We start from the raw sequence: 23153 nt of genomic DNA on the forward strand, positions 1-23153 counted from the left end.
TCGCCCCGTCCGCCGTGCCGTTACCGCTGACATCCAGGCACTTGCCCAACGCCTTGACCGTCGACCCCGGCGTCACCGTCCACCGCTGCCCCGCCGAGCCCGTACACGACGAGATCTGCACCGCCGTCCCATCCGCCGAGCTGCCGCTACGGACATCCAGACACTTACCCGCGAGCCCCACGACCGGACCCGCGCCGGGGGTGGGTGTCGGGCCGCCGCCGGGATTGAAGGTGAACGCGTCGACGTCGAAGAGGAATCCGGAGCCGCCGGCGAAGGTCAGGTAGAGCGTGGTGGTGCCGGCCGGTGCACCGGAGATCGAGCCGCCCACGGTGGTGAAGTTCGTCCACGAGCCGGTGACCGGGACGGTGGCGGAGCCGAGGATGGTGCCGGTCGGCGAGCCGGCCCGAACCTGCAACGTGCCGCCCGCGCCACCTGACGACACCCGGGCGCTGAACGACGTGGCGTTGCTCAGCTTGTACGGCTCGAATGCGATCCAGTCGCCGTTCTCGATGTCACCGACGGACTTGCCGCCCTCGGCGGTCGACTTGTCCAAGGTGGCGATGCCGGACGATGTCTTGTAGTGCTCGGCCTGCCGGTGCTTCGGCTGCAGGATGTGCTGCGTGTGCGTGGTGAGCCCGGCGTTGTCGGTGTACTCGGCATCGAAGACCCCGAAGATGTTCGCCGCGTCGTCGTGCTCACCGTCGACCGGGATGGTGATCGTGCCGGAGCAACCGGTCTTCGAGGTGATCGGGTGGCCGTGGCTGTCGTGACCGACGATGTACGTCAGCTTGACCTTGGTGCAGTCGACCGTGCCGTCCTCCGGATCCGTCACGGTGATACTGAACGGCACGGTGTCGCCGAAGGCGAAGATCTCCCCCGCGGCGGGGCTGTTGATGGTCACGGTCGGCGCGGTGTTGCCGACGGTGATCCGCACGTCGGCGGTGCCGGTGGCACCCTGCGGGTCGCGCACGGTCAGCGTGGCCGTGTAGTCGCCGTTTGTGTTGTACGTCTTCGTCGGGTTGGCGACGGTGGAGCTGGTGCCGTCACCGAAGTTCCACGCATAGGTCAGTGCCCCACCGTCAGGGTCGGATGAGCCGGCCGAGGAGAATGTCACGGTCAACGGCGCCGCGCCGGAGGTTCGGTTGGCGCCGGCCATCGCCGTGGGCGCCCGGTTGCCGCCGCCGACGTAGTCGAAGCGGTAAAGGGCAGAGTATTGGTCGCCCTGGTACAGCCCGGCGCCGTAGTCCAGCACGTAGTAGGAGCCGTCCGGGCCGAACGCCGAGTCGATCACCTGCTTGCCATTCCAGGGGAAGCTGTCGATGGTCCCCGGGGAGCCGTCGGCGTTGAGGTGGATCGGCTTGATCCAGCCGCGACCGAACTCCGTGGCGAAGAACTGCCCGTCGAACGACTGCGGGAACTTCGTGGGCGAGCTGACGTTGGGGTCATACCGGTACACCGGGCCCGCCATCGGCGACTCCGAACCGCCGCCGAACGCCGGCGGGCTGCCGGCGTCGCCGCCGTAACGGATCCAGGCAGCCTTGGCGGGGGGCAGCGCGCTCAGGCCGGTATTGCGGAACGAGTTGTTCGTCGGCCCGCCCGAGCAGTTGTACTTCGCGCCTGCCGTGTTGGTGGCGAAGTCCCACTCGGCGTACGTCTCGGAGCTCGTGTTCGTGCCGGTGCAGTATGGCCAGCCGTAGAAGCCCGGGCCCGTGACGCGGTTGAACTCGACCTGGCCCTGCGGCCCGCGGGCCGAGGTGGCGCCGGCATCGGGGCCGTAGTCGCCGACGTAGACGATGCCGGTGGCCTTGTCCACGCTCATCCGGAACGGGTTGCGGAGGCCCATCGCGTAGATCTCCGGCCGGGTCCTGGCCGTGCCGGGCGGGAACATGTTGCCTGCCGGGATCGAGTACGACCCGTTCTCGTTCACCTTGATTCGTAAGATCTTGCCGCGCAGGTCGTTGGTGTTGGCGGCGGTGCGCTGCGCGTCGAACGCCGGGTTGCGGTTGGTCCGCTCGTCGAGTGGGGAATATCCGGCGGACTCGAACGGGTTGGTGTCGTCGCCTGTGGACAGGTACAGATTGCCTGCCGCGTCGAAGTCGATGTCTCCGCCGGCGTGGCAGCAGATACCTCGGTCAGCCGGCACGTCGAGGATGTCCACTCTGCTGGACTGGTTGAGTGTGAAGTCGGCGTTGAGCGTGAACCGGGAAAGCCGGTTGACACCCTGCCACGCCGACCAGTTGCCGCCGGTGGTCGGGGCGTCGCCTCCTGGTGTGGACAGCGGCGGGGAGTAGTAGAGGTAGATGTGCCGGTTGGCGGCGAAACCCGGGTCGATGCCGATGCCCTGCAGGCCGTCCTCGTCGTGCACGTATACGGGGATGCTGCCGATCACCGTGGTGGTGCCGCCCGCATCCGTGCGGCGCACGGTCCCGTTGCGAGCGGTATGCAGCACGGACCGGTCGGCGAGTACGGCCAGCGACATCGGCTCACCGACCTCCGCGACCCCGCGGGCCAGTTGGACCTGCTGGAAGTCGGCGGCGTTGATCGGGTGCGCCGAGGCCGGGGTCGCACTGGACAAGGCCACGATGAGAGAGGCCACGACCAGGAGCAGAGCCGAACCGATGGCCGGCCAACGCGCGGGAGACCTCTTGATCTTCATGAACATGACAATGCAATCCCCTTCCTGAACAGGTGGCTGCCAGGCTTGGGGCGCGCGCTGCCGCGCCGATGCCGTAGCGGGATGTCGCCGCTTCGGCCCGCTGGGTGTGCTTCAGCAGGCCACTACGCCGAGCGGGGGCAACCGCTCGGAAACAGTAGAAGTCGATGGCTACCGCGCTGTCGGGTCACATCGACGACCGTGATGGTCTGCCGACAAGGCTAGAAGACTTCAGCCCAATGTGTCCACACTTCCCTCCGGACCAGCCAGGCTTTTGGTCTGTTGTGGAGCAAGTTGCGAAGGGCCCGAGCCCTGTCAGGACTCGGTGCCATCTCCCACCCGGATTGGCGGGACGCAGACGGGTGCGTGATCGCCGCCGCCCGCCCCGACAACCCGGCCGAGCCCGGCCACACCTTCGCCGACCACGAACACATCCTGCCCACCGCAGCCGAGGCCACGGGACTCACCACGTGCCGCAGATCGTGGCCATCAGCCGCCCCGGCGAAGGCGACCAGTTTCTTTACTACGCCGGCCCGGCCGAAGTCAGCGACGCGGCCAACCAGTACCGAGGAAGCGTCAAGGAAGCCCCTATCGCGGGGGCTGGCAGGAAGGCGGGCTGCATCATGCCCGGGAGCCGGAACCGCCCAGTTCACATCGCGTTTCAGGGCAGCCTTCGACGCCGGGCGGGCTCAAACCCTCGTCGTGCCGCGCGTGATGGTGTTGCGGCGATCCGGGCGTGTGTCGAGGACGCGCAGTCGCGTCGGCGGGACATACCGTGGCCGCGGAACGGCGGACACACGACGAGGGACCCCATGGGGGCCTGATGTGCTGGAGTGCGACGGCGGATCTCGTGGCGGGCAGCGGTATCGCGGTCGTCGGGGTGGCCTGTGTGACGCGGGTACGCCGTAGCCGGGATGTGCCACTTGCCGCGCTCCCGCTCCTGCTCGGCGCCCATCAGCTCGTCGAGTCGGTGGTCTGGGAATCGGGGGGCGGGAGCGGACCCGCCACCGTCGTCTGGGCGGTCATCGCGCTGCCCGTACTGGCGGTATGGGTGCCGGTGGCGGTGTGGTGTGCCGCTCCGCCGGGCGTCCGGCGGCGCCTGCTTCTCCCGCTCGCAGCAGGAACCGTCACAGCCGCACTGCTCGCCCACGGTCTTGCGACCGGCCCGGTGACGGCCGAGCCCCGTGGGCACACGATCGGCTACACAGTCGGCCTGTCCCACACACCTGTCCTCGTCACCGGCTATCTCCTGGCCACCGTGGGCTCCCTGCTGCTGTCCGGCGACCGGTGGCTGCGCGCCCTGGGCACTCTGGTCGCCATCGGCGCGCCGGCCTGCTGGGCGCTGTGGCGGCTGGAGTTCGTCTCGACCTGGTGCGCGTTCGCAGCCGTGTGCTCGATGGTGCTCCTCGGCTGGGTCCGCGCCCGGCCAACCTCACCGGCAGCACCACATGACCCGGCCGCGGAACCATGACAGCACGTGGTGAGACCCGGCCGACGGGTTGTGGCTGTTCCTGGGAAAGGCTGCCCGGTTCGTACTCGTCCCCCGTGGCTGCATAAGATCATCGGCCGTGACCCGAAGCAGGCTGGGCGACCTTGTCGCCACTGGTTTGACCGACCGTCTCGACCGGCGTGACAGGAAGCTCCTGGAGCGGCGTGCGCTTATCAAGTCCGCTGGTGACGAGCCGTTCGCCCTGGATCCTCGCGGCTGGTGGTACGCGGTACCCGGCGCGACGTACGAAGGGCTCTTCGAGGCGCTCGGTCTGCACGACCGGTTCCCGGTCACGCTGGACGAGGGCGCCGACGTGGAGGATCTGCCGTTCCGTGAGGACGCCCTGCCCACCTTCGTCACGCCTGAACTGGACGGCTGGCGGCTGATCTTCGGCAACCTGGCCGATCTTGTCGGTATCGACTGGGACGAGTGGATGGACGCGGTGGAACGACTGAGCGTCCACTGCGGTACCGCGCAGATGTTCTTCGAGGACTCGGTGGCGGGTGCCGAGATCTGGGTGGTCGCCGAGAAGGGCCGCATCCGTCGGCGTTACGCGGCGGACAGCATCCCGGAGTGGACCGGCGACCCGCTGCCCTGGGAAGAACTCCGGGTCAACGAACCCGACTTCGACCCGGAGTCCGGCGAGGCCGACCCCAATGAGGGCACGGCGGGGGTCGCCCACGCCTGTGCACGGCTGTCCGTCGATCCCGACAGCATCGGTGCCACCACTCGTATGCGCGGCCATGGCTGGCTCGCGCTCAGGCGGCCGGGCATCGGCCACGACAACCTCACCGCTCTCGTGCAACGCTGAACTCACCGCTTCACGGTGGCGTGGTGGCCGTTGTCCGACGCCGCTGGCTCTCCAGTCACGTGGCGGGTGTCGTCGCCCGTCGGCAATGCCAAGGCTTCCTCGCGGTCGGTCGGGGCCCTCAGCGGCTTCGCGAGCGGGGCTGTGCGTGGGGCTCGGCGCTCCGGGCGGCCAGGTGCCGCTGCCACTGCACGATGGCCTTTCCGAGGGACTCGCTCATGAGGTAAAGGAGTTCCGCTGAGGACTCGAAGCGGGCGCCCGCCGGGGTGGCGGCTCCGAGAATCTCGGCGCCACGCCGCGATTCGGCCGCCAGGGCGTCGCTCATCCGCAGGGTTTCCAGCAGACCCCGGACCCAGATCTCCTCGTCGATGACATAGCGTTCGCGGCGCACGCCGGGAGTTCTCTCCCGCCTGAGCAGTCCCTGCTGTTCGAGGAAGGCGACGGCGTGCGAGATCGACGCCGGGCTGACGCGAAGCCGCTGGACCAGGTCGGCGGCGGTGAGAGCGCCGGAGTCGGTGATGTACAGGCAGGCCAGCACCCCTGCCGCCACTCGGGGCATCCCCTGCTGCATCAGGACCGTGGTGAAGGACTCCGCGAAGTCCTGGACCGCTCGGGGGTCACGCCCGTGGCGGCTGTCGGGGACCGGCGGTGCCGGAGACTGCGCCCGCTTACCCCTGCGCGCACGATGCCGTGTGGCCTCGTGCGCTCGATTCGCCCGGTAACCGTCGGGTCCGCCGTTGCGGGTGACCTCCCGCATGACGGTCGAGGCGGGGCGGCCCAGACGCCGGCCGATCTCCGCGTATCCGAGTCCCTCGGCCAGCCCCGTGGCGATGTGCTGACGGTCCTCACTGGTGAGTCTGTCTCCGGGCATCGGCACTCGTCTCCCCTCCGTCGACTCCGTCGACAGGCGCGGAGCCCGGCGTCGGCGCGCCCCGCCACACAGTATGCATTCACGCGAACCCCATTGCAATGAGAAGCTCGGCCCGTCCTTTGCATTAAGCGTCACTGTCATTGCAAAGAGAGCTCAACCATCCCGCCTTAATGGGGATATTGGATTCCTTTGTTCGTTGCGCATTATCTGAACGCAATGTAGCGTCACAGACGTTCAGCGAAACCTGAACACTGTCGAGAGATTCAAAGGAGCGCACAGCCATGTCCGTCGCCCTTACCGATCAGGACAAGCTCACCCTGCGGACCGCCGCGTACGGTGCCGTCTCGCTGTTGGCCGCCGCCGGAGCCGCCGGCTCGCCCCACAAGGTCGCCACCGACGGTTCCCTCGCCCTGGCCTCCGCGACCGGCCCGGTCGGGCATGTGCTCGCCGAGAAACCCAAGGGTGTGAACCTGGACGGCAAGTCCGTAGCCGCGATCGCCGACCAGGTGCTGCCGGCCCTGACGGCAGCCATGAGTCTGCTGAGGAAGCAGGATCCGGCGGAGGCCGACAACTTCCGCGGAACCGTCGTCGTCGCCCTCGAAGCGGCCGCCCGGACCCACCAGGGCGAGCCCAGCCCTCCCATGGCCGAGATGACCCGCAAGATCATCAAAGCCCTGGACGGCGCGGACGGCGCGGACGGCGCGGCCGTGCCGCAGGCCGGTGCCGGGCAGGATCGCCCGGATCTGCGGGAGGCCATCGAGACGTTCGTCGCTGCCGGTTTCGCCGGGATACAGATGCGCGTGCACGACGAGCGGGGCGAGTGGGTCGGCAGCGCCGGGGTGCGCAAGCTGGGCGAGGCCGCGAAGCCTTCGCCGAACGGGCTGTTCTGGGTGGGCAGCACGACCAAGACCTTCGTCGCCACGCTGGTGTTACAGCTGGTGGCCGACGGCACGATCAAGCTGGACACCCCGGTGGCCGACCACCTGCCCGAGCTCGGGCTGGACAAGCGGATCACCGTGCGGATGCTGCTGCAGCACACCAGCGGGTTGTACAACTACACCGGCGAACTCGACCCCGAGGGGACGTTCGTGCCGGGGATCCCCGCGGTGGGCAAGGAGTGGGTGGACAACCGGTTCCACTCCTACCGGCCGGAGGAGCTCGTGCGGTTCGCGTTGTCCAAGCCGGCGCGGTTCGAGCCGGGGGCGGACCAGAGCTACTCCAACAGCAACTACACGCTGGCCGTGTTGCTGATCGAGAAGGTCACCGGCCGCTCGTACGACGAGGAGATGCAGCGGCGGATCCTGCGGCCGCTCGGGCTGCGGGACACCTTGGTGCCGGGCGACTCGCCGGAGATCCCCGGGCCGCACGCCCACGGCTACTACCGCTACGAGGACGCCGGCGAATGGAAGGTGGTCGATGTCAGCCGCCAGAACCTCTCCCTGCTGGTCGGCGCCGGTGACATGATCTCGTCGACCCGGGATCTCCACATGTTCTTCTCCGCGCTGCTGGGCGGCAGGCTCCTGCCGGAACCGCTGCTGGCCGCGATGCGCAAGCCGCACGGGATGCTCGGTTATGGCCTGGGGCTGTTCGTGCAGGACTTGGGCCCGGACTGCGGCGGCCGCACCATCGTCCACCACAACGGCGGCGCCCCCGGTGGCTACGGGGCGCTGATGATCAGCACTCCCGACGGCAGTATGACCCTGACGGCCGGGCTGACCACCGGGGACGCCGACGTCGACCCGGCACAGGAGTTCCCGAAGGCGCTGGACAGGCTCATCAAGGACGTGTTCTGCGGCGGGCAGGTCGGGTAGGCCGACGAGGCCACGCCGGCTCGGCCCACGGGCTGACCACCACACTCTTACCCTGTGCATGTCAGCGGTGCCAGACTCCGGAATCGATGCCTGCCCGTCAGCCTGTCGGCGGACCGGGCGCCGCCCGCACTCGTCCGGCTGGTCTCGACCTCAAGGGAGTGGCGTGTTACGTGCACCGATGTTCAGGCACGTTCCGCTGGGCGCGACGGCGGTCGTTCTCGCCCTGGTTCTGTCCGCCTGCGGAGGCGGCGGTGGGCCGGGCGGGGTCGGCGTCGCCGCCTCCGCGTCGCTCGATCCCGGGGCGGACCTGGGCAAGCAGCGGCTCACAGTGTCTGGGACGTCGGTCTCCCCGGCCTCCCCGGCCTCCCCGGCGACGAACTCCTCCAGCAGCAGGGGACCGTGGGGCAGTTGGGAGGGGAATCGGTATTTCCGTATCACCCAGGTGCCGGATCCTCCAGCACCGTGCTCGGTCTTCACGCCGGTGGTCTGCCCCGCCCGGCCGCGCGTCCTGAGCGGCCGAGCCGCCGCACGCCGGGTGGCCGCCTGCCTGTGTTCCGGCACCCTGATGCCGGGGTGGGCGGGTGCGAGCAGGGTGAACAGTTCGTGCGCGGCCCGCTTGGACTCGTACCGCAGGGCGTCCGGGGGCAGCGCCTCGCCGGCGAGTTCGGCGAAGCCGGGGGCGCGGCCCCACGGTACGAGGGGCAGGGCGAAGGACTTCAGCCGTTCGGCGAGGGCGGGGCGGGACAGGACGGCGCGGCTGAGGCTTCCCCATGCCGCACCGGGCTCCGTCAGACCGTCGTACACCTCCACGGCTTCCCAGCCCAGGGCGTCGCCGACCATACCGATCCGGTCGCGGGGCACCGCCCGGGGCAGGATCAGTACGGCCGGGTGCGGGGAGATGAAGGCGGCCAGGCCCAGGAGTAGTGCGCGGCTTCGGCGGAGGCGGGGCCGAACTGGCCCTGGAATTAGGCCACGTTGCCGAGGTGGACCGGGCGACGGCCCTCCGTCCACGCATGGGCCCAGCTGTCGCGGCGGGGCACGAAGACCACTTCGAGGACGGGCAGTTCACGCCCCGCGATCGAGCCGGAGGGGGTTCGTCCGACGGGTCGGGCGCCCATCCGGCGGTAGAAGGGTTCCGCGTTGGGGTCCGAGTCGATCGTGATCCAGGTGAATCCGAACTCGCGTGCGGCTCGCATCACATGGGAGTACAGGGCCCGGCCCACTCCTCGGCCGATGGCGCTGGGCTCGACGAAGCACAGGCCCACGCGGCCCTGCGGAGCCGTGCCCTCCAAGGAGGCGACACCGAGCACTCCGGGCTGTGCGTCCTCGGCGACGACGATCCGGCGGTCGTCGATCTCGTCCGGCCGGATGGTGAGTTCCGCACGGCACGCTTCCAGGAACTCCGCGTCGTATCCCCAGTGCGCCTTCGAGCGCAGGACGAGTTCGGTCAGCGCCGTCGCTTCTTCGGCTCGTGCGGGTCGGATCCGCACTTGCCCCCGTACTTCCTCGACGCCGTATCGCGTGATCAGACTAGAACATGTACCGTCCGCATTCGGGCGGTCACTCCTGGCCCTGGCCATCCGGGACGCCGGACGTGATCTGGGACATACCCGTTCCCCGCCCGGTTGTGGATAGTTTGTTGTGTTTGCTCGTCCTGTTCACAGCGTTACGCCACCGGGCCGGCGTTCCGTCGATCATCCACGCTCTGTCGATCACCAGGAGACCCATGCGCCTCCGAATACCCCTCACCGCGCGCGAAGCCTCTGTTCCACCCCTCGCCCTGGCGGGCGGTGCCCTGAGCGTCGGCCTCGGCGGGCTGTATCTCGCCGGGCTGCTGCTGACGGGCGGGGAGATCGAAACGGGTACGACCGTGCGCGGTGTCGACATCGGCGGTCTGAGCCGCGCGGAGGCCACCTCGAAGCTGGAGAGACACTGGGCGCAGACCGGCTCGCGGAAACTGACCGTGAAGGTCGGTGACCGTACGGACACGGTCGTCGCGGGGCAGGCCGGACTCGGCTTCGACGCCGGGCGGACCGTCGACCGGGCGGTGCGCACCGGCTCCGATCCGGTCAGCGTGATCGGCGGGTTCTTCCGCTCGGGCGGTGCCGTCGAACCGGTCGTACGCGTCGACGAGGACAAGGCACGCGACACCCTCGGAAAGCTGGCGAAGACCCTCGACCAGAAGGTCCGGGACGGCGCCGTCACCTTCGCGGACGGCCGGGTCGAGGAAGTCGCCCCGCGCCGCGGATACGCGATGGACGTGGACGCGGCGGTCGACACCCTGCGCACGTCCTTCCTGCACGGCGCGACAGGCTCGGTCACGGCCCTGCCCACCGACGAGACCGAGCCGAAGGTCTCGGCGGAAGAGGTGCGGAGGGCGGTGCGGGAGTTCGCGCGGCCGGCCGTCTCGGCGCCGGTCACGCTCACGGCGGATGACACGCGGTTCACGATCGATCAGGCCGTTCTGGGCGAGCACCTGACGATGCGGCCCGACGACACGGGCAGGCTGGTGCCGAAACTCGACGGCAAGGGCCTGCGCGCCGCCCCCGCGGTGGCCGAGCCCCTGTCCGGCCTGCCCGCCGAGCCCGAGAACGCCACGCTGCGCCTCGACGGCGACAGGGTCGTGGCGGCCGACGACGCGACGCCCGCCGTCCAGGTCACCGACAAGGCCCTGAGCGAGGCCGTGCTGCCGCTGCTCACCAAGTCGGGCGCCGCCGCCCGCACCGGCGAGGTCGCCACACGGGTGACACAGCCGGAGGTGACCGGCGAGAACGCCGCGCGGCTGGGCCTGACCGAGAAGATGTCCTCCTTCACGGTCAACTTCGAACCGGCGCCGTACCGCACGAAGAACATCGGCCGGGCCGCCGAGCTGATCAACGGCTCCGTCGTCATGCCGGGCGAGACCTGGAGCTTCAACCGGACCGTCGGCGAGCGCACCGAGGCCAACGGCTTCGTCGAGGGCATCATGATCCTCGACGACCAGTTCACCAAGGCGCCCGGCGGCGGTGTCTCCGCCGTCGCCACGACCATGTTCAACGCGATGTTCTTCGCCGGGGTCAGGCCCGTTGAGTACGGCGCCCACTCCTTCTACATCGAGCGCTACCCGGAGGGCCGCGAGGCGACGGTCGCCTGGGGCAGCCTGGACCTGAAGTTCGACAACGACTCCGGCAACGCCATCTACATCCAGGCCGAGTCCACCGACACCTCGGTCACCATCACCTTCCTCGGCACCAAGAAGTACGACGAGATCGAGTCGGTCACGGGTCCGCGCACAAACGTGAAGGAGCCCGAGAAGAAGGTGAGCACCGACAAGAAGTGCGTGCCGCAGACTCCGCTGGAGGGCTTCGACGTCACCGTGGAGCGGGTCTTCCACGCAGGCGGCGAAGAGGTGAAGCGGGAGCCGTTCCGTACCCACTACACCCCGCGCAACGAGATCGTCTGCGAGTGACGTCCCGCACCACAAAATCAGTGTTCAACCGCCTTCCTCCCACGTGACAATCAGTCACCAGCATGGGGAGGAACACATGAGCCAGGCCCACCTGACTCTTCACGAGCTGCTGCCGCCCGAGGAGTTGGCGGCGGCACTCGACGCGGGGCACGTCACGCGCAAGCAGCACCCGGAACTGCCGCTGTCCATCTACACGTACACGAGGACATGCCAGTACGAGCGGGTGTGGAACCGCGTGACCATCCGCTGCCGCGGCCTCGTCGCCGACGACAGCACCGGTGAGATCGTCGCGCTTCCGCTGCCGAAGTTCTTCAACGTCGGTGAGCACGAGGCCGGTCAGCCGTACGCGCCGGCCCTCCCTGACGAGCCGTTCGACGTGTACGACAAGGTCGACGGCAGCCTGGCCGTGGTGTTCCACTACGCCGGCCGGTGGCAGGTGGCCTCCAAGGGGTCGTTCATCAGCACGCAGGCCACCTGGGCGCAGCGGCTGCTCGACGGGAAGGACACCTCCGGTCTCGTTCCGGGAGTGACCTACCTCGCCGAGATCCTCTACCCGCAGAACCGGATCGTCGTCGACTACGGCGACCGTCGTGATCTGGTGCTGCTGGCCGCGTTCGCCAAGGACGGCACGGAGGTCGCGCTGTCCGAGGCGGCGACCGGCTGGCAGGACATCGGGTCGGTCGTGACCGTGTGGCCCGCGATGCCGCTCGCGGAGCTGCTGGCCATGGCCGAGGCCAACCGCCTGCCCGGTGGCCGTCCCGCCACGGGCACCGACGCGGAGGGCTTCGTGCTGCGCTTCGCCTCGGGGGTGCGGGCCAAGGCCAAGCTCGCCGAGTACGTCCGGCTCCACAAGGTGCTCACCGGTGTGACCGAGCGGGACATCTGGCGCGGTCACGGCATCCAGCGGTTCGCGGGGCTGCCCGCCAAGCAGGTGGCCCAGGCGCTCGGCTGCTCGGCCGAGGACATCGAGGCGTCCGGTGGCAGGCCCCTGGACGCGCTGCTGGAGCAGGTGCCCGACGAGTTCGACGCCTGGGTGCGGGGCGTGATCACGGGCATCGAGAAGCAGGTGGAGGACCGCGAGCGCGCGATCGACGAGGCGTTCCGGACCCTCGCGCATCTTGTCGGCGACCGGGGAGCCTTCGCCCGCGCCGCGAAGGCGCTGCCCGACGCCGCCCTGCGCCCCGCCATGTTCCTGCGCCTGGACGGGCGCCCGACCGAGCTCGTGACCTACCGTTCCGCCCGGCCGGAGGCGTCCGACCCGTTCAAGACCGACGAGGAGAACTGACCGTGCCCGTAGTACACGTCATGACGGGGCTTCCGGCCTCGGGGAAGACGACCGCCGCGCGGGGGCTGCAGGCGGAGTCCGAGGGCCGGATGCGCCGCGTCAACCTCGACGACCTGCGGACGATGCTCGACGTCCCGGCGCCCGAGCGCGGCCGGTCGCACGCGCACGAGCAGACGGTGCTGGCGATCCAGGACGCGGCGGTGCGCGCGGCCGTCGACGGCGGCTTCGACGTCGTGGTGGACAACACGCACCTGACTCCGCACATACCGAAGCGGCTGAAGGCGGCGGTGGCGGGACAGGCCACGTTCGTCGTGCACGACTTCACCGACGTCCCCGTGGAGGAGTGCGTTCGGCGCGATGCCGGGCGGGACCGGGCGGTCGGCGAGGAGATCATCCGGATTCTCGCCGACAAGCACGCGAAGACCCGCAGGGGCGGCTGGCGGCTCACCGCGGAGTGGTTGAACGACGAGCCCGTGGTCGAGCCGTACACCGCCGATCCGGCGCTTCCCTCGGCGGTCATGTGCGACATCGACGGCACGCTGGCCCTGCGGGGCGATCGGGGGCCGTACGACTTCACGCGCTGCGAGGAGGATCTGCTCAACGTGTCGGTGCGCGGGGCTCTGCGTTCGTTCCGGAGCGCCGACGGTGATGTCATCGTCCTGCTCTCCGGCCGGGGTGAGGAGCACCGCGAGCGCACGGAGGCGTGGCTGCGTGCGCACGAGGTCCCGTACGACGAACTGTGGATGCGGGCCGCCGGTGACGGGCGCCGCGACGACGTGGTGAAGGCCGAACTGTTCGACCGGCATGTGCGCCACCGTTTCGCGGTGCGGGTCTCCCTCGACGACCGTGACCGCGTCGTCGCCGTGTGGCGTCGTATGGGGCTGCCGACCTGGCAGGTCAATTACGGCAGCTTCTGATCCGAGGCCCGCTGGTAGAGTGACGGGACGCTTCGACGCCGCCGGGGCCCGTACCAAGGGGTACGGGCCCCGGTGCGTTTACCGGCGCCAGACCAGGAAGGTTCCCCCATGAACGCGAAGCCGTCGGCTTCTGGAACGTCCCGTGCCGCGTCCTTCGACGCGCTCGGGCTGCCGCCGCGGCTGCTGGAGACGATGACCGGCCTCGGGGTGACGGAGCCCTTCCCGATCCAGGCGGCGACCCTGCCGGACGCGCTGGCCGGCCGCGATGTCCTTGGCCGCGCGCGGACCGGTTCCGGCAAGACGCTGGCTTTCGGGCTCGCGCTGCTCACCCGGACGGCAGGCCTGCGCGCGGAGTCCAAGCGGCCGCTCGCGCTGGTTCTGGTGCCGACCCGGGAACTCGCGCAGCAGGTGAGCGACGCGCTGGAGCCCTACGCGCGGACGCTGAACGTACGCCTGGCGACGGTGGTGGGCGGGCTGGCGATCAACCGGCAGGCGGCACTGCTGCGGGACGGAGCCGACGTGGTCGTCGCGACGCCGGGGCGGCTGACCGACCTGGTGTCGCGCCGGTACTGCCATCTGGATCAGGTGCGGATCACGGTGCTGGACGAGGCGGACCAGATGTGCGACCTGGGGTTCCTGCCGCAGGTCTCGGACCTCCTGGAGCAGGTCCGCTCCGACGGGCAGCGGCTGCTGTTCTCGGCCACGCTCGACGGCGACGTCGACCAACTGGTGCGGAGCCACCTGCACGACCCGGTTCTCGCCTCGGTGGACCAGGTGGCAGGCTCGGTGATCACGATGGAACACCATGTGCTGAACATCCACCCCGCCGACAAGTACGCGACCGCGACCGAGATCGCCGCGCGGGACGGGCGGGTCCTGATGTTCCTGGACACCAAGGCGGGCGTGGACCGGTTCACGCGCCATCTGCGGGACAGTGGCGTACGGGCCGGCGCGCTGCACGGCGGGAAGTCGCAGCCGCAGCGCACGCACACGCTGGCCCGGTTCAAGGAGGGCGATATCACGGTGCTGGTGGCCACCGATGTCGCGGCGCGGGGCATTCACATCGACGCGCTCGATCTCGTCGTCAACGTCGACCCGCCGGCCGACGCCAAGGACTATCTGCACCGTGGTGGGCGTACGGCGCGGGCCGGGGAGTCCGGGAGCGTGGTCACGCTGGTCACCCCGGACCAACGGCGCGATGTGAACCGGATGCTGTCCGAAGCCGGGATCCGGCCGACGGTCACACAAGTGCGTTCCGGCGAGGCGAAGTTGACCGCCATCACGGGAGCGCAACGGCCGCCGGCCGGGGCGAAGGGCAACAGCGGCAACGCCCCCTTCCGGGGACTCGGCACCCGCCCGGGCGGCCGCGCGAAGGAGTCCCGCAAAGCCGCCGAGGCCCGCAAGGCCGCGGAGGCCCGCGCGGCGGCACGGGTACGCAAGGGCCGCTGACCCCGGTGACGCGGACCGTCAGTACCTCGGAGCCTCCCCAGGATGTGTATGCCTCACCGCACTCGCTCAAGGGGCTGTTGCAACGGGGGCGAGGGCTGGGCGCGTTGTTGGCATCGGGCGAAGGGGAGGAATCGGCGGGTGCCGCCGAGTCGGTGTACGACGTCGTCCGGCGGGACTGGCGGTGGGACTCGGTCGATGACCGCCACCTCTATCTGGCGCGCCTGGTCCGGGAGTTGAAGCTCGGGCTGGATCCGGTGTTCGCCCTGTTGGCGGGGGACGCGGACGACTGCGAGCGGGCCACCCGCATGCTGGAGTTGCTCGCCCTGTCGGGGTCGGAACAGGCACGTGAGGCGCTTCGGGCGTACGTCCACGAGGGCGAGCACTGGGTCGATGTGCTCGAGTCGGTGGCGGACGCCTGGCCGGTCGAGTGGTGGGACGATCTGGCCGATGTGGCGCGGGCCCGGCTGACCGGGGAGGAGCGGCTGTTGTGGCGCTGCGGGCCCTGGGTGCGTTGGGGGATGGCGGGTGAGACCTCCTCCCCCGGTCGTCCGGCGCGGCCTGGTGTGACCGACGTCGGTACGAGCAGCGGTCGGCTTCTTTCCGTCCTGGCCGATGGTGGATCGTCCCGCAGTGACAAGGTGCGTGCTCTGCAGGTGCTGGCAGGGCGTCCGCCGGAGCCGGGGCTGATCCCGTTCGTGCCCGGCCTTGCGGACGTGAACGGTGAACTGCCCCTTCCCGGGCTCACGCGGGCCGTTGACAGGCTCGGTGTCCTTGCCGTCCCCGAGGCGCGGGCGTGGGCGGTCGACGAGCGGCCGTGGCTGTCGTGGACCGGCATCCGGGTGCTCGCGGAACACGGGGAAGTCCAGGACCTGCCCGTACTGGTGGATGAGCTCGCGGCCCATGAAGAGGCACGCCAGTGGTGTGGGCCCTCGGTACTGGCCGACGGGCTCGCCCGTTTCGGAGCGGCGGCCGCCGATGCGGCTCCGACGCTGCGGCGGCTGTGGCTGCGCACTCCTCATTCGTACGAACGACCCGCCTATGTGAAGGCGCTGGCGGCCATCGCACCGGCCGGGCTGGACCTGGTGTACGCAGAGTCGCTGTGGGACTGCGAATCGGAGGCCCGGCTGCTGGGCATCGCCTCGGCGCCCGATCTGCCGCATGTCCGGGAACTGCTCGCGCGGCTGCGGGACGATCCCATGGAGGAGACCGAGGTCCGGGTCGCGGCCGGGGAGCGCCTGGCCTCCCCTTCCTGAGCCTTTACGGAAGCCTTTACGGAAGCCTTTACGGAGGCGTTTCCGGACAACGACTTGATATGCCCCTGACATAGGCGGCTCACGTCTGTCACTCTGTGCGCATTCCGCCTCACGGCGGCGCACGCGCACCCGCACACGCAGTTCTCTCTGCTCACTGCTCTCTGCACTACCCGGTGCCATCGACCCGTCACCGGGTCCTTCGTACGGCCGCTCGTCCGACGTCGGCCGCAGCAAAGGAGTTCGCGTGAGATCCACCCCCCACAGACGCTCGACGGCCATGGCCTCGCTCGTCGTCGCGGCGGCCGTGCTCGCCGTCGCCGTTCCCGGCGGTCCCGCCAGCGCCCGCGATGACGGAGGCGAAGGCACCGCCCGTCCCGCGGCCGCGAAGCCGGACCGCGGGTCGCTGCCCGCACAGCTCACTCCCGTTCAGCGCGAGAGTCTCATCCGGAAGGCCGAGAAGGCCACGGACGACACCGCTGACCGCCTCGGCCTGGGCGGCGAGGAGGAGTTGCGGGTGCGTGACGTCATCAAGGACGTCGACGGCACCGTGCACACGCGGTACGAGCGCACGTACGCCGGTCTGCCCGTGCTCGGCGGCGATCTGGTCGTCCACGCGTCGAAGTCCGGCGCGGTCGAGAGTGTCACACGGGCCTACAAGGCCCGGTTGAAGGTGTCCGACCTCAGCCCCGAGGTCAGCAAGGCCGCCGCCCAGAAGCAGGCGCTCGCGGCGGCGAAGGAGGAAGGGTCCGACAAGACCGCGGCGGACAGCAGCCGCAAGGTCGTCTGGGCCGCCAAGGGCACGCCGACGCTCGCCTACGAGACCGTGGTGAGCGGGTTCCAGCACGACGACACCCCCAGTGAGCTGCACGTCATCACCGACGCGCAGACCGGCGAGAAGCTGTTCGAGTACGAGGCGGTGCACACCGGCACCGGCAACACCCGCTACAGCGGCACGGTCACGCTCGGGACCAGTCAGTCCGGGTCGTCGTACACCCTCACGGACGCGGACCGGGGCAACCACCGTACGTACAACCTCAATCGGGGCACGTCGGGGACGGGCACGCTGTTCAGCGGGACCGATGACGTCTGGGGCGACGGGACCACCTCCGATCTGGAGACCGCGGGCGCGGACGCGCACTACGGGGCCGCGCTGACCTGGGACTACTACAAGAACGTGCACGGGCGGAACGGGCTGCGGGGCGACGGGGTCTCGCCGTACAGCCGGGTGCACTACGGCAACAACTACATCAACGCGTTCTGGCAGGACTCCTGCTTCTGCATGACGTACGGCGACGGCTCCGGCAACGCCAACCCGCTGACGTCGATCGACGTGGCCGCGCACGAGATGACGCACGGGCTGACCTCGGTCACCGCGAACCTCAACTACAGCGGTGAGTCGGGTGGGTTGAACGAGGCGACCTCCGACATCTTCGCCGCCGCGGTCGAGTTCGCCGTCGGCAACGCAGGCGATGTCGGGGACTACCTGGTCGGCGAGAAGATCGACATCAACGGCGACGGCACGCCGCTGCGTTACATGGACAAGCCCAGCCGGGACGGCTCCTCGCGCGACTACTGGTCCTCCACGCTCGGCTCCATAGACGTCCACTACTCCTCGGGCCCGGCCAACCACTGGTACTACCTGGCCTCCGAGGGCAGCGGCGCGAAGGTCGTCAACGGCGTCTCCTACGACTCGCCGACGTACGACGGGCTGCCGGTCACCCCGATAGGCCGGGAGGCCGCCGAGAAGATCTGGTTCCGGGCGCTGACCACGTACATGACGTCCACGACCAACTACGCAGGCGCCCGCAACGCCACCCTTCAGGCCGCCGCCGACCTGTACGGGCTCGGCTCGGTGACCTACAACAACACCGCCAACGCCTGGGCCGCCATCAACGTCGGCTCCCGCATCCTCGACGGGGTGACGGTCGTTCCGCCGGCCAGCCAGTACTCCCTGGTCGGCCAGGCCGTCACGCTGGACGTCCAGGCGTCCTCCACCAACGCCGGCGCCCTGTCGTACGCGGCCACCGGTCTGCCGGACGGGCTGTCCATCGACTCGGCCACGGGCCGCGTCTCGGGTACGCCGACCACGGCCGCGAGCTACACGCCCACCGTCACCGTGACGGACGCGGCCGGCGAGACCGGTACGGCGAGCTTCGCCTGGCGGGTGGACGAGGAGGGCAACGCGTCGGTCTTCGAGAACACCGCCGACTACCAGATCCCCGACAGTGACACCGTCGAGTCCCCGATCAACGTCAACCGCGCCGGAGCGGCGTCCAGCCCCCTCCGCGTGGACGTGAACATCATCCACACCTGGCGCGGTGACCTGGCCATCGACCTCGTTGCGCCGGACGGCACGGTGTACCGGCTCAAGGACGCCTCCGCCGGCGACTCCGCCGACAACGTGATCGAGACCTACACCGTTGACGCCTCCGCCGAAACGGCCGCGGGTGTCTGGAAGTTGCGGGTGCAGGACACGGCCAGCCTGGACACCGGTTACATCGACAGTTGGAAGCTCACTTTCTGAAAGGACCGTCAATCACCTTGATCGACAGGTGAGTTGGCTGAGCGGTCGGACCTGCCCCGGGGTGGGTCCGGCCGCTCAGCCGCGTTCTTTCTCCCCCTCGGCGTCGATGTGCGGGAGCACGCGGTCGAGCCAGTGGGGTGTCCACCAGGCGTGGCGGCCGAGGAGGGTCATCACGGCCGGGACGAGGAGGAGACGTACGACCGTCGCGTCGATCAGGACGCTCACGGCGAGGCCCAGACCCAGCATCTTCACCACGATGTTGTCGCTGACGATGAACGCGGCGAAGACGCTCACCATGATCAGGGCGGCGCAGGTGATGACGCGGGCGGTGATCTCCAGGGCGTGGGCGACGGCGGCGCGGGCGTCGCCGGTGTGCAGCCAGGCCTCGTGGACACGGGAGAGGAGGAAGATCTCGTAGTCCATGCTGAGGCCGAAGATGATGGCGAACATCATCATCGGGACATAACTCTCGATGGGCACCTTGCCGTCGACCCCCAGGGCGGGGCCGCCCCAGCCCCACTGGAAGACGGCGACGACCACGCCGTACGAGGCGGTGATGGACAGGACGTTGAGGACCGCCGCTTTCCACGCGACCAGCAGGCCGCGGAACACGGCGAGGATGATCAGGAAGGCCAGGGCGACGACCACGGCGATGATGAGGGGCAGTCGACTCGCCACGATGTCACGGAAGTCGACCTGGGCGGCCGTGGTGCCGGTGACATAGCCCTCGGCCTTCGTGCCGGAGACCGAGGCGGGGAGGGTGTCGTCGACGAGGCGGTTGACCAGGTCCGTGGTGTCGGCGTTCTGCGGGGACTCCTTCGAGTAGACCGTGCCGATCAGGACATCCCCGTCCTTGGTGGCGGTCAGCGGGGTGACCGCGTGCGCTCCCTCCACCGCGTTCAGGTTCTTCTGCGCCGTGCTCTGCAAGGACTGGCGGTCCGAGGACGGCACGGAGGTCTGGTCGATGGCGATCGTGAGGGGGCCGTTGGAGCCGGGGCCGAAGGCGTCGGTCATCAGGTCGTAGGCGCGTCGGTCGGTGAACGAGGTGGGGTCGGCGCCGTCGCCGATGTGACCGAGTTGGATGGAGAAAGCGGGGATCGCCAGGACGACGATCGCCGTGACGCCCGCCGCCAGGAATCGCCAGGGCCGGTGTTCCACGCGCTGGGCGTAGCGGTGCCAGGTTCCCTGGATCTCCTCCCCCTGCTCCCCTTCCTCGGTGCCGGTCTCGGCGACCGGGTGGCGGACGTGGTAGCGGTCGATGCGTCTGCCGATCAGGCCGAGCAGGGCCGGGACCAGGGTGAGGGCGCCGAGGACGGCCGAGACGACGGTCATCGCGGCCGCGAGGCCGAGTTTGCCGATGAAGCTCACGCCGGACGCGTACAGCCCGGCCAGGGCGATGATCACCGTGCAGCCGGAGATGAGGACGGCGCGGCCGCCGGTCGCCGTGGCACGGCCGGCCGCGCGCACGGGGTCGGCGCCGTCCATGAGGTTCTGGCGGTGACGGGTGATCAGGAACAGGGCGTAGTCGATGCCCACGCCGAGACCGATCATCGTGGCCAGGGTCGGTGAGACGGTCGCGAAGGTGAACGCCGAGGCGAGCAGGCCGAGGCAGGCAAGGCCGCCGACCGCGCTGAGCAGCGCGGTCACCAGCGGCAGTCCGGCCGCGATCACGCTGCCGAAGCCGACCAGGAGGACGACGATCGCCACCGCGAACCCGATCAGTTCGCTCACCCGGTCGTCGGCCGCGGGGCGGGCCAGTTCGCCGAGCGGGCCGCCGTACTCGACGTCGGCGCCGGCCGACCGCAGGGGCTGCACGGAGTCGTCCACGCCGTCGAGATAACTGTCATCAAGGGTCGAGGGCTGTACGTCGAAGCGGATGGTGATGTACGCCGTCTTCTGGTCGGAGGACAGGGGGCCGACGTTCGGCTGCTTCGACTGGTCGGACTGGTCGGACGACTGCGAGGAGGCCGCGGTGAGCGGGTTCTGGGCCGACAGTACGTGCGGCAGTTTCTGCAGGTCGTCGACCGTCTCGGACATCTGGGAGCCGAGGGAGGTCAGGGGCTTGTCCGCGTCGTGCAGGACGATCTGGCTGCTGTAGCCGCCGGCCGCCGGATCGTGCTTCTCCAGCACCTCCAGGCCTTGCTGGGACTGCACGCCCGAGAGGGAGAAGTTGTCCGAGTAGTCGCCGCCGAAGGACCGGTTCAGCGTCTGCAGGGCGGCGAGGATTACCAGCCAGGCGACGATGACGATGACGAAGTGCCGGGCGCACCACTCGCCGAGGCGCCGCAGCCGTCCCGCCGCGGCACGGGTCCCGCTCTCCGCACCGGATCGACTCGAGCGCATCGCCTCTCCCAGCTCATCGCCTCTCCCAGCTCATCGCCTCTCCAGCGGGAGCGATCTCCCGCACCCTCATTACACGCTCCGGCCACCACCCCGGCACCTCCGGCGACACCGGTCCCCCCGGTTGGCGGCCCCGGCTTGACAGGCGGACGATGGAGGAGTGGGTCGGAACGGAAGGAGCCATCATGCTGGAGATCAAGACGGTCGAGAAGCCGGACGAGCGGCGGGACTTCCCGCGCGGCCACCTTGAGGCCGTCCACCTCACCGGGCTCGACTTCGCGGTGGCCACCTTCGAACCCGGCTGGCGCTGGTCGGAATCCGTGGCCCCCATCGCCGGCACGAAGAGCTGCCAGGTCCACCACGACGGGTACGTCGTCCAAGGACGCCTGCACATCGTCATGGACGAAGGCGGTGAGAGCGAGGTCGGGCCCGGCGACGTCTTCGTGTGCCCGCCCGGGCACGACGCGTGGGTCGTGGGTGACGAGCAGTGCGTGGTGTACGACTTCGCGGGACCCATGGCACAGGGGTACGCCAAGGCGCAGAGCGACTGACCGAGGCCGAGGTGAGGGTGACAGGGCAGGGAGGCGGCGGCGTTCTCGCCCCGCCCCCGGCCCTGTCTTTCCTGTGTTGGTTCCCGCTGCCGTCACACCCCGTCGATGGACTTGAGGTTCTCCAGCGTCGAGGTGGTGTCCTCCTTCAGCCAGCCCACGACCTCGTCCACCTCCGGCATCGACACGTCGTCGTAGGTGGAGCCGTAGGCGCTCCAGCGCATCTCGTACGTCATCCAGCCGTCGCGCACCGCGAGGGTGGCCGACCGGCTGCCGCTGGTGTCGTCGCCGGACGTGCTGTCCTCGGTGACGAGATACGCCTCGTCGCCGAAGCCGGTGACCTTCTCCACGTCGTAGTCGTCGTAGCGCTGGTCGTACTCGGACCACAGGGCGGTGAACTCGGGCCCTGGGTCGGTCTTCTTGTGGAGCTCCATCTGGACCGAGAAGTAGGCGTCGGAGATGGTGGAGGCGGAGGACGTCTTGAGGGAGATGCTGCAGTAGTTCTGGTCGAGGGCCTCGTGCTCCAGGGCGTTGTCCACGGGAGCCGTGTCCTCCTCCGGGTACTCGTCCTTGAACGACGAGTAGTCCACCGAGGAGCAGAGGTTGGCCTTGGCCTGGTATCCGCGCAGGTCCGCCTCGGTGTCGTCGCCGCCCAGGAGGAAGACTCCGCCGGCCCACGCCGCGGAGGCGACCACCGCGCCCAGCACCGCCCACAGTACGGCGCGGCCGGCGCCGCCGGCCGCCGCGGGCGGGGTGGGCGCGAGCGGGTAGCCGCCGGGCGGCTGGCCGTAGGGGTTCTGCTGGTGGGGTATCGGGGCGACCGGAGGGCCGTAGCCGGCCGGTGACTGGGGGCTGGGGTAGGGATAGGCGCTCGGTGTCGGCTGGGCCTGTGGTGTCTGGGGCTGTGCCTGCGGCTGCGGCTGCGGCTGCGGCTGCGGCTGCGGCTGCGGCTGTACCGATGCGGGGAGTTGGGGCTGCGTCGGCGTCTGGTGCGGGGGCTGAGCCGGCTGCTGGGTCTCGACACCGGGCTGTCTTGGAGGCCAGGCCGGGGGCGCGGACGGCTGATCCTGCGGCTCGGGCTGGGCCGGGGCGCCGTCGGGGCGTTCGGTCATCGGCTTCTCCTCTGTCGTGGTGCGTGGCGCGTCGGGGTCGGGGGTGGAGGGTACGTACCCGCCGCCGGATCCCTTCCATGCGGCTTCGGGGCCGGGCCGGCCGCCGTCGTGGGGCGGTTGTCGGAGCCCGGTGGTTTCATGGGTGGCATGACCAGCAGAAGTGTCGTCGTCGAGCGGCGGGTCGCCGCTGCGCAGGGGCCCGTGTGGGAGGCCCTCACGGACCTCGGCGGTATGGCGCGGATGCTGAGCGGTGTGACAAAGGTGGAGGTCCTCACGGAGGGGGGCTTCGGGGAGGGCGCCCGGTGGCGGGAGACCCGGCGTATGTTCGGCAAGGACGCCACCGAGGAGATGTGGGTGACCGTCAGCGAGCCGCCCGAACGGTATGTGGTGGAGGCCGAGTCCCACGGCAGCCACTACGTCTCGGAGTGGGAGTTGCGGGCGGACGGGCCCACCTCGACGACGGTGCGGATGACGTTCACGGCCGTGCCGTCCGGTGCGGTCGCGGGTCTGTTCGCCAAGGTCCTGGGCGGTGTCGGCGTCCGCTCCGTGAGCAAGGCGATCGCGAAGGACCTCGACGACGTCGCGGCGTGGGTGGAGGGCCGCAGGGTCTGAGCCGCCCCGGCCGACCCGCCACCCGGCCGCCCT

General features: G+C 69.8%; 17 protein-coding genes. 11 read left to right on the forward strand and 6 right to left on the reverse strand.

Annotated elements, in window-relative coordinates; all coding sequences use genetic code 11:
* A partial coding sequence (locus tag CES90_RS00005; RefSeq protein ID WP_208921391.1) for a carbohydrate-binding protein occupies positions 1-2662 on the reverse strand: 2662 nt, incomplete at its 3' end.
* Positions 2663-3476: 814 nt separating this feature from the next.
* Here CES90_RS00005 and CES90_RS00010 point away from each other — a divergent pair.
* Together CES90_RS00010 and CES90_RS00015 are read left to right on the forward strand one after the other, a co-directional pair.
* A complete protein-coding gene (locus tag CES90_RS00010; RefSeq protein ID WP_189782149.1) occupies positions 3477-4124 on the forward strand; it encodes a DUF6629 family protein in 648 nt (215 codons plus the stop codon).
* Between the two features lie 97 nt (positions 4125-4221).
* Positions 4222-4953 (forward strand): hypothetical protein, encoded by a 732-nt coding sequence (locus CES90_RS00015; RefSeq protein WP_189782148.1) that lies wholly within the window; start codon positions 4222-4224, stop codon positions 4951-4953.
* 118 nt (positions 4954-5071) lie between these two features.
* Here CES90_RS00015 and CES90_RS00020 read toward each other — a convergent pair whose 3' ends face one another.
* Complete coding sequence (locus CES90_RS00020; protein WP_189782147.1) at positions 5072-5821, reverse strand: GbsR/MarR family transcriptional regulator; 750 nt, start codon at positions 5819-5821, stop codon at positions 5072-5074.
* 281 nt (positions 5822-6102) lie between these two features.
* Between CES90_RS00020 and CES90_RS00025 the strand changes: the two genes are divergently transcribed.
* The gene (locus CES90_RS00025; RefSeq protein ID WP_308437846.1) at positions 6103-7632 is read left to right on the forward strand and encodes a serine hydrolase domain-containing protein; all 1530 of its coding nucleotides are present in this window, start codon (positions 6103-6105) and stop codon (positions 7630-7632) included.
* A 150-nt stretch (positions 7633-7782) separates the two neighbouring features.
* On the opposite strand, the gene CES90_RS00030 is transcribed toward CES90_RS00025, so the two are convergent.
* On the reverse strand, positions 7783-8493 hold the full coding sequence (locus CES90_RS00030) for a hypothetical protein (RefSeq protein ID WP_189782146.1): 711 nt from the start codon (positions 8491-8493) through the stop codon (positions 7783-7785).
* A gap of 104 nt (positions 8494-8597) precedes the next feature.
* Entirely contained in the window at positions 8598-9122 is a 525-nt protein-coding gene (locus CES90_RS00035) for a GNAT family N-acetyltransferase (protein ID WP_189782145.1), read from the reverse strand.
* 236 nt (positions 9123-9358) lie between these two features.
* On the opposite strand from CES90_RS00035, the gene CES90_RS00040 reads away from it, so the two are divergent.
* The 6 genes from CES90_RS00040 (at position 9359) to CES90_RS00065 (ending at position 18508) form a co-directional block, all read left to right on the forward strand.
* Positions 9359-11080: a VanW family protein gene (locus tag CES90_RS00040; protein ID WP_189782144.1), complete on the forward strand. Its 1722-nt coding sequence runs from the start codon at positions 9359-9361 to the stop codon at positions 11078-11080.
* 76 nt (positions 11081-11156) lie between these two features.
* Complete coding sequence (locus tag CES90_RS00045) at positions 11157-12365, forward strand: RNA ligase (RefSeq protein ID WP_189782143.1); 1209 nt, start codon at positions 11157-11159, stop codon at positions 12363-12365.
* 2 nt (positions 12366-12367) lie between these two features.
* Positions 12368-13282 carry a phosphatase domain-containing protein gene (locus CES90_RS00050; protein WP_189782142.1) on the forward strand — a complete coding sequence of 305 codons (915 nt, stop codon included), beginning with the start codon at positions 12368-12370 and terminating at the stop codon, positions 13280-13282.
* A 108-nt stretch (positions 13283-13390) separates the two neighbouring features.
* Entirely contained in the window at positions 13391-14731 is a 1341-nt protein-coding gene (locus CES90_RS00055; protein WP_189782141.1) for a DEAD/DEAH box helicase, read from the forward strand.
* 5 nt (positions 14732-14736) lie between these two features.
* A complete protein-coding gene (locus CES90_RS00060) occupies positions 14737-15984 on the forward strand; it encodes a hypothetical protein (protein ID WP_208921392.1) in 1248 nt (415 codons plus the stop codon).
* 244 nt (positions 15985-16228) lie between these two features.
* A complete protein-coding gene (locus tag CES90_RS00065; RefSeq protein ID WP_189782139.1) occupies positions 16229-18508 on the forward strand; it encodes a M4 family metallopeptidase in 2280 nt (759 codons plus the stop codon).
* Positions 18509-18583: 75 nt separating this feature from the next.
* On the opposite strand, the gene CES90_RS00070 is transcribed toward CES90_RS00065, so the two are convergent.
* Positions 18584-20851 (reverse strand): MMPL family transporter, encoded by a 2268-nt coding sequence (locus tag CES90_RS00070; protein WP_189782138.1) that lies wholly within the window; start codon positions 20849-20851, stop codon positions 18584-18586.
* A gap of 182 nt (positions 20852-21033) precedes the next feature.
* On the opposite strand from CES90_RS00070, the gene CES90_RS00075 reads away from it, so the two are divergent.
* Complete coding sequence (locus CES90_RS00075; protein WP_189782137.1) at positions 21034-21399, forward strand: cupin domain-containing protein; 366 nt, start codon at positions 21034-21036, stop codon at positions 21397-21399.
* A gap of 92 nt (positions 21400-21491) precedes the next feature.
* Here the strand turns inward: CES90_RS00075 and CES90_RS00080 are convergent, their stop codons facing one another.
* Positions 21492-22508, reverse strand: coding sequence for a hypothetical protein (locus CES90_RS00080; RefSeq protein ID WP_189782136.1), 1017 nt, complete (start codon positions 22506-22508; stop codon positions 21492-21494).
* Positions 22509-22655: 147 nt separating this feature from the next.
* Between CES90_RS00080 and CES90_RS00085 the strand changes: the two genes are divergently transcribed.
* Positions 22656-23120, forward strand: a complete 465-nt coding sequence (locus CES90_RS00085) for an SRPBCC family protein (protein WP_189782135.1) — start codon at positions 22656-22658, stop codon at positions 23118-23120.
* Positions 23121-23153 lie beyond the last annotated feature (33 nt).

This window comes from Streptomyces capitiformicae (assembly GCF_002214185.1).
In the GTDB taxonomy this organism is placed as follows: domain Bacteria; phylum Actinomycetota; class Actinomycetes; order Streptomycetales; family Streptomycetaceae; genus Streptomyces; species Streptomyces capitiformicae.

Bases quoted from the DNA above. Each gene is read 5' to 3' on its own strand.
- CES90_RS00010 (WP_189782149.1), top strand. From the start codon at position 3,477: ATGTGCTGGAGTGCGACGGCGGATCTCGTGGCGGGCAGCGGTATCGCG.
- CES90_RS00020 (WP_189782147.1), bottom strand. From the start codon at position 5,821: ATGCCCGGAGACAGACTCACCAGTGAGGACCGTCAGCACATCGCCACG.
- CES90_RS00025 (WP_308437846.1), top strand. From the start codon at position 6,103: ATGTCCGTCGCCCTTACCGATCAGGACAAGCTCACCCTGCGGACCGCC.
- CES90_RS00040 (WP_189782144.1), top strand. From the start codon at position 9,359: ATGCGCCTCCGAATACCCCTCACCGCGCGCGAAGCCTCTGTTCCACCC.
- CES90_RS00045 (WP_189782143.1), top strand. From the start codon at position 11,157: ATGAGCCAGGCCCACCTGACTCTTCACGAGCTGCTGCCGCCCGAGGAG.
- CES90_RS00055 (WP_189782141.1), top strand. From the start codon at position 13,391: ATGAACGCGAAGCCGTCGGCTTCTGGAACGTCCCGTGCCGCGTCCTTC.
- CES90_RS00070 (WP_189782138.1), bottom strand. From the start codon at position 20,851: ATGCGCTCGAGTCGATCCGGTGCGGAGAGCGGGACCCGTGCCGCGGCG.
- CES90_RS00075 (WP_189782137.1), top strand. From the start codon at position 21,034: ATGCTGGAGATCAAGACGGTCGAGAAGCCGGACGAGCGGCGGGACTTC.
- CES90_RS00080 (WP_189782136.1), bottom strand. From the start codon at position 22,508: ATGACCGAACGCCCCGACGGCGCCCCGGCCCAGCCCGAGCCGCAGGAT.
- CES90_RS00085 (WP_189782135.1), top strand. From the start codon at position 22,656: ATGACCAGCAGAAGTGTCGTCGTCGAGCGGCGGGTCGCCGCTGCGCAG.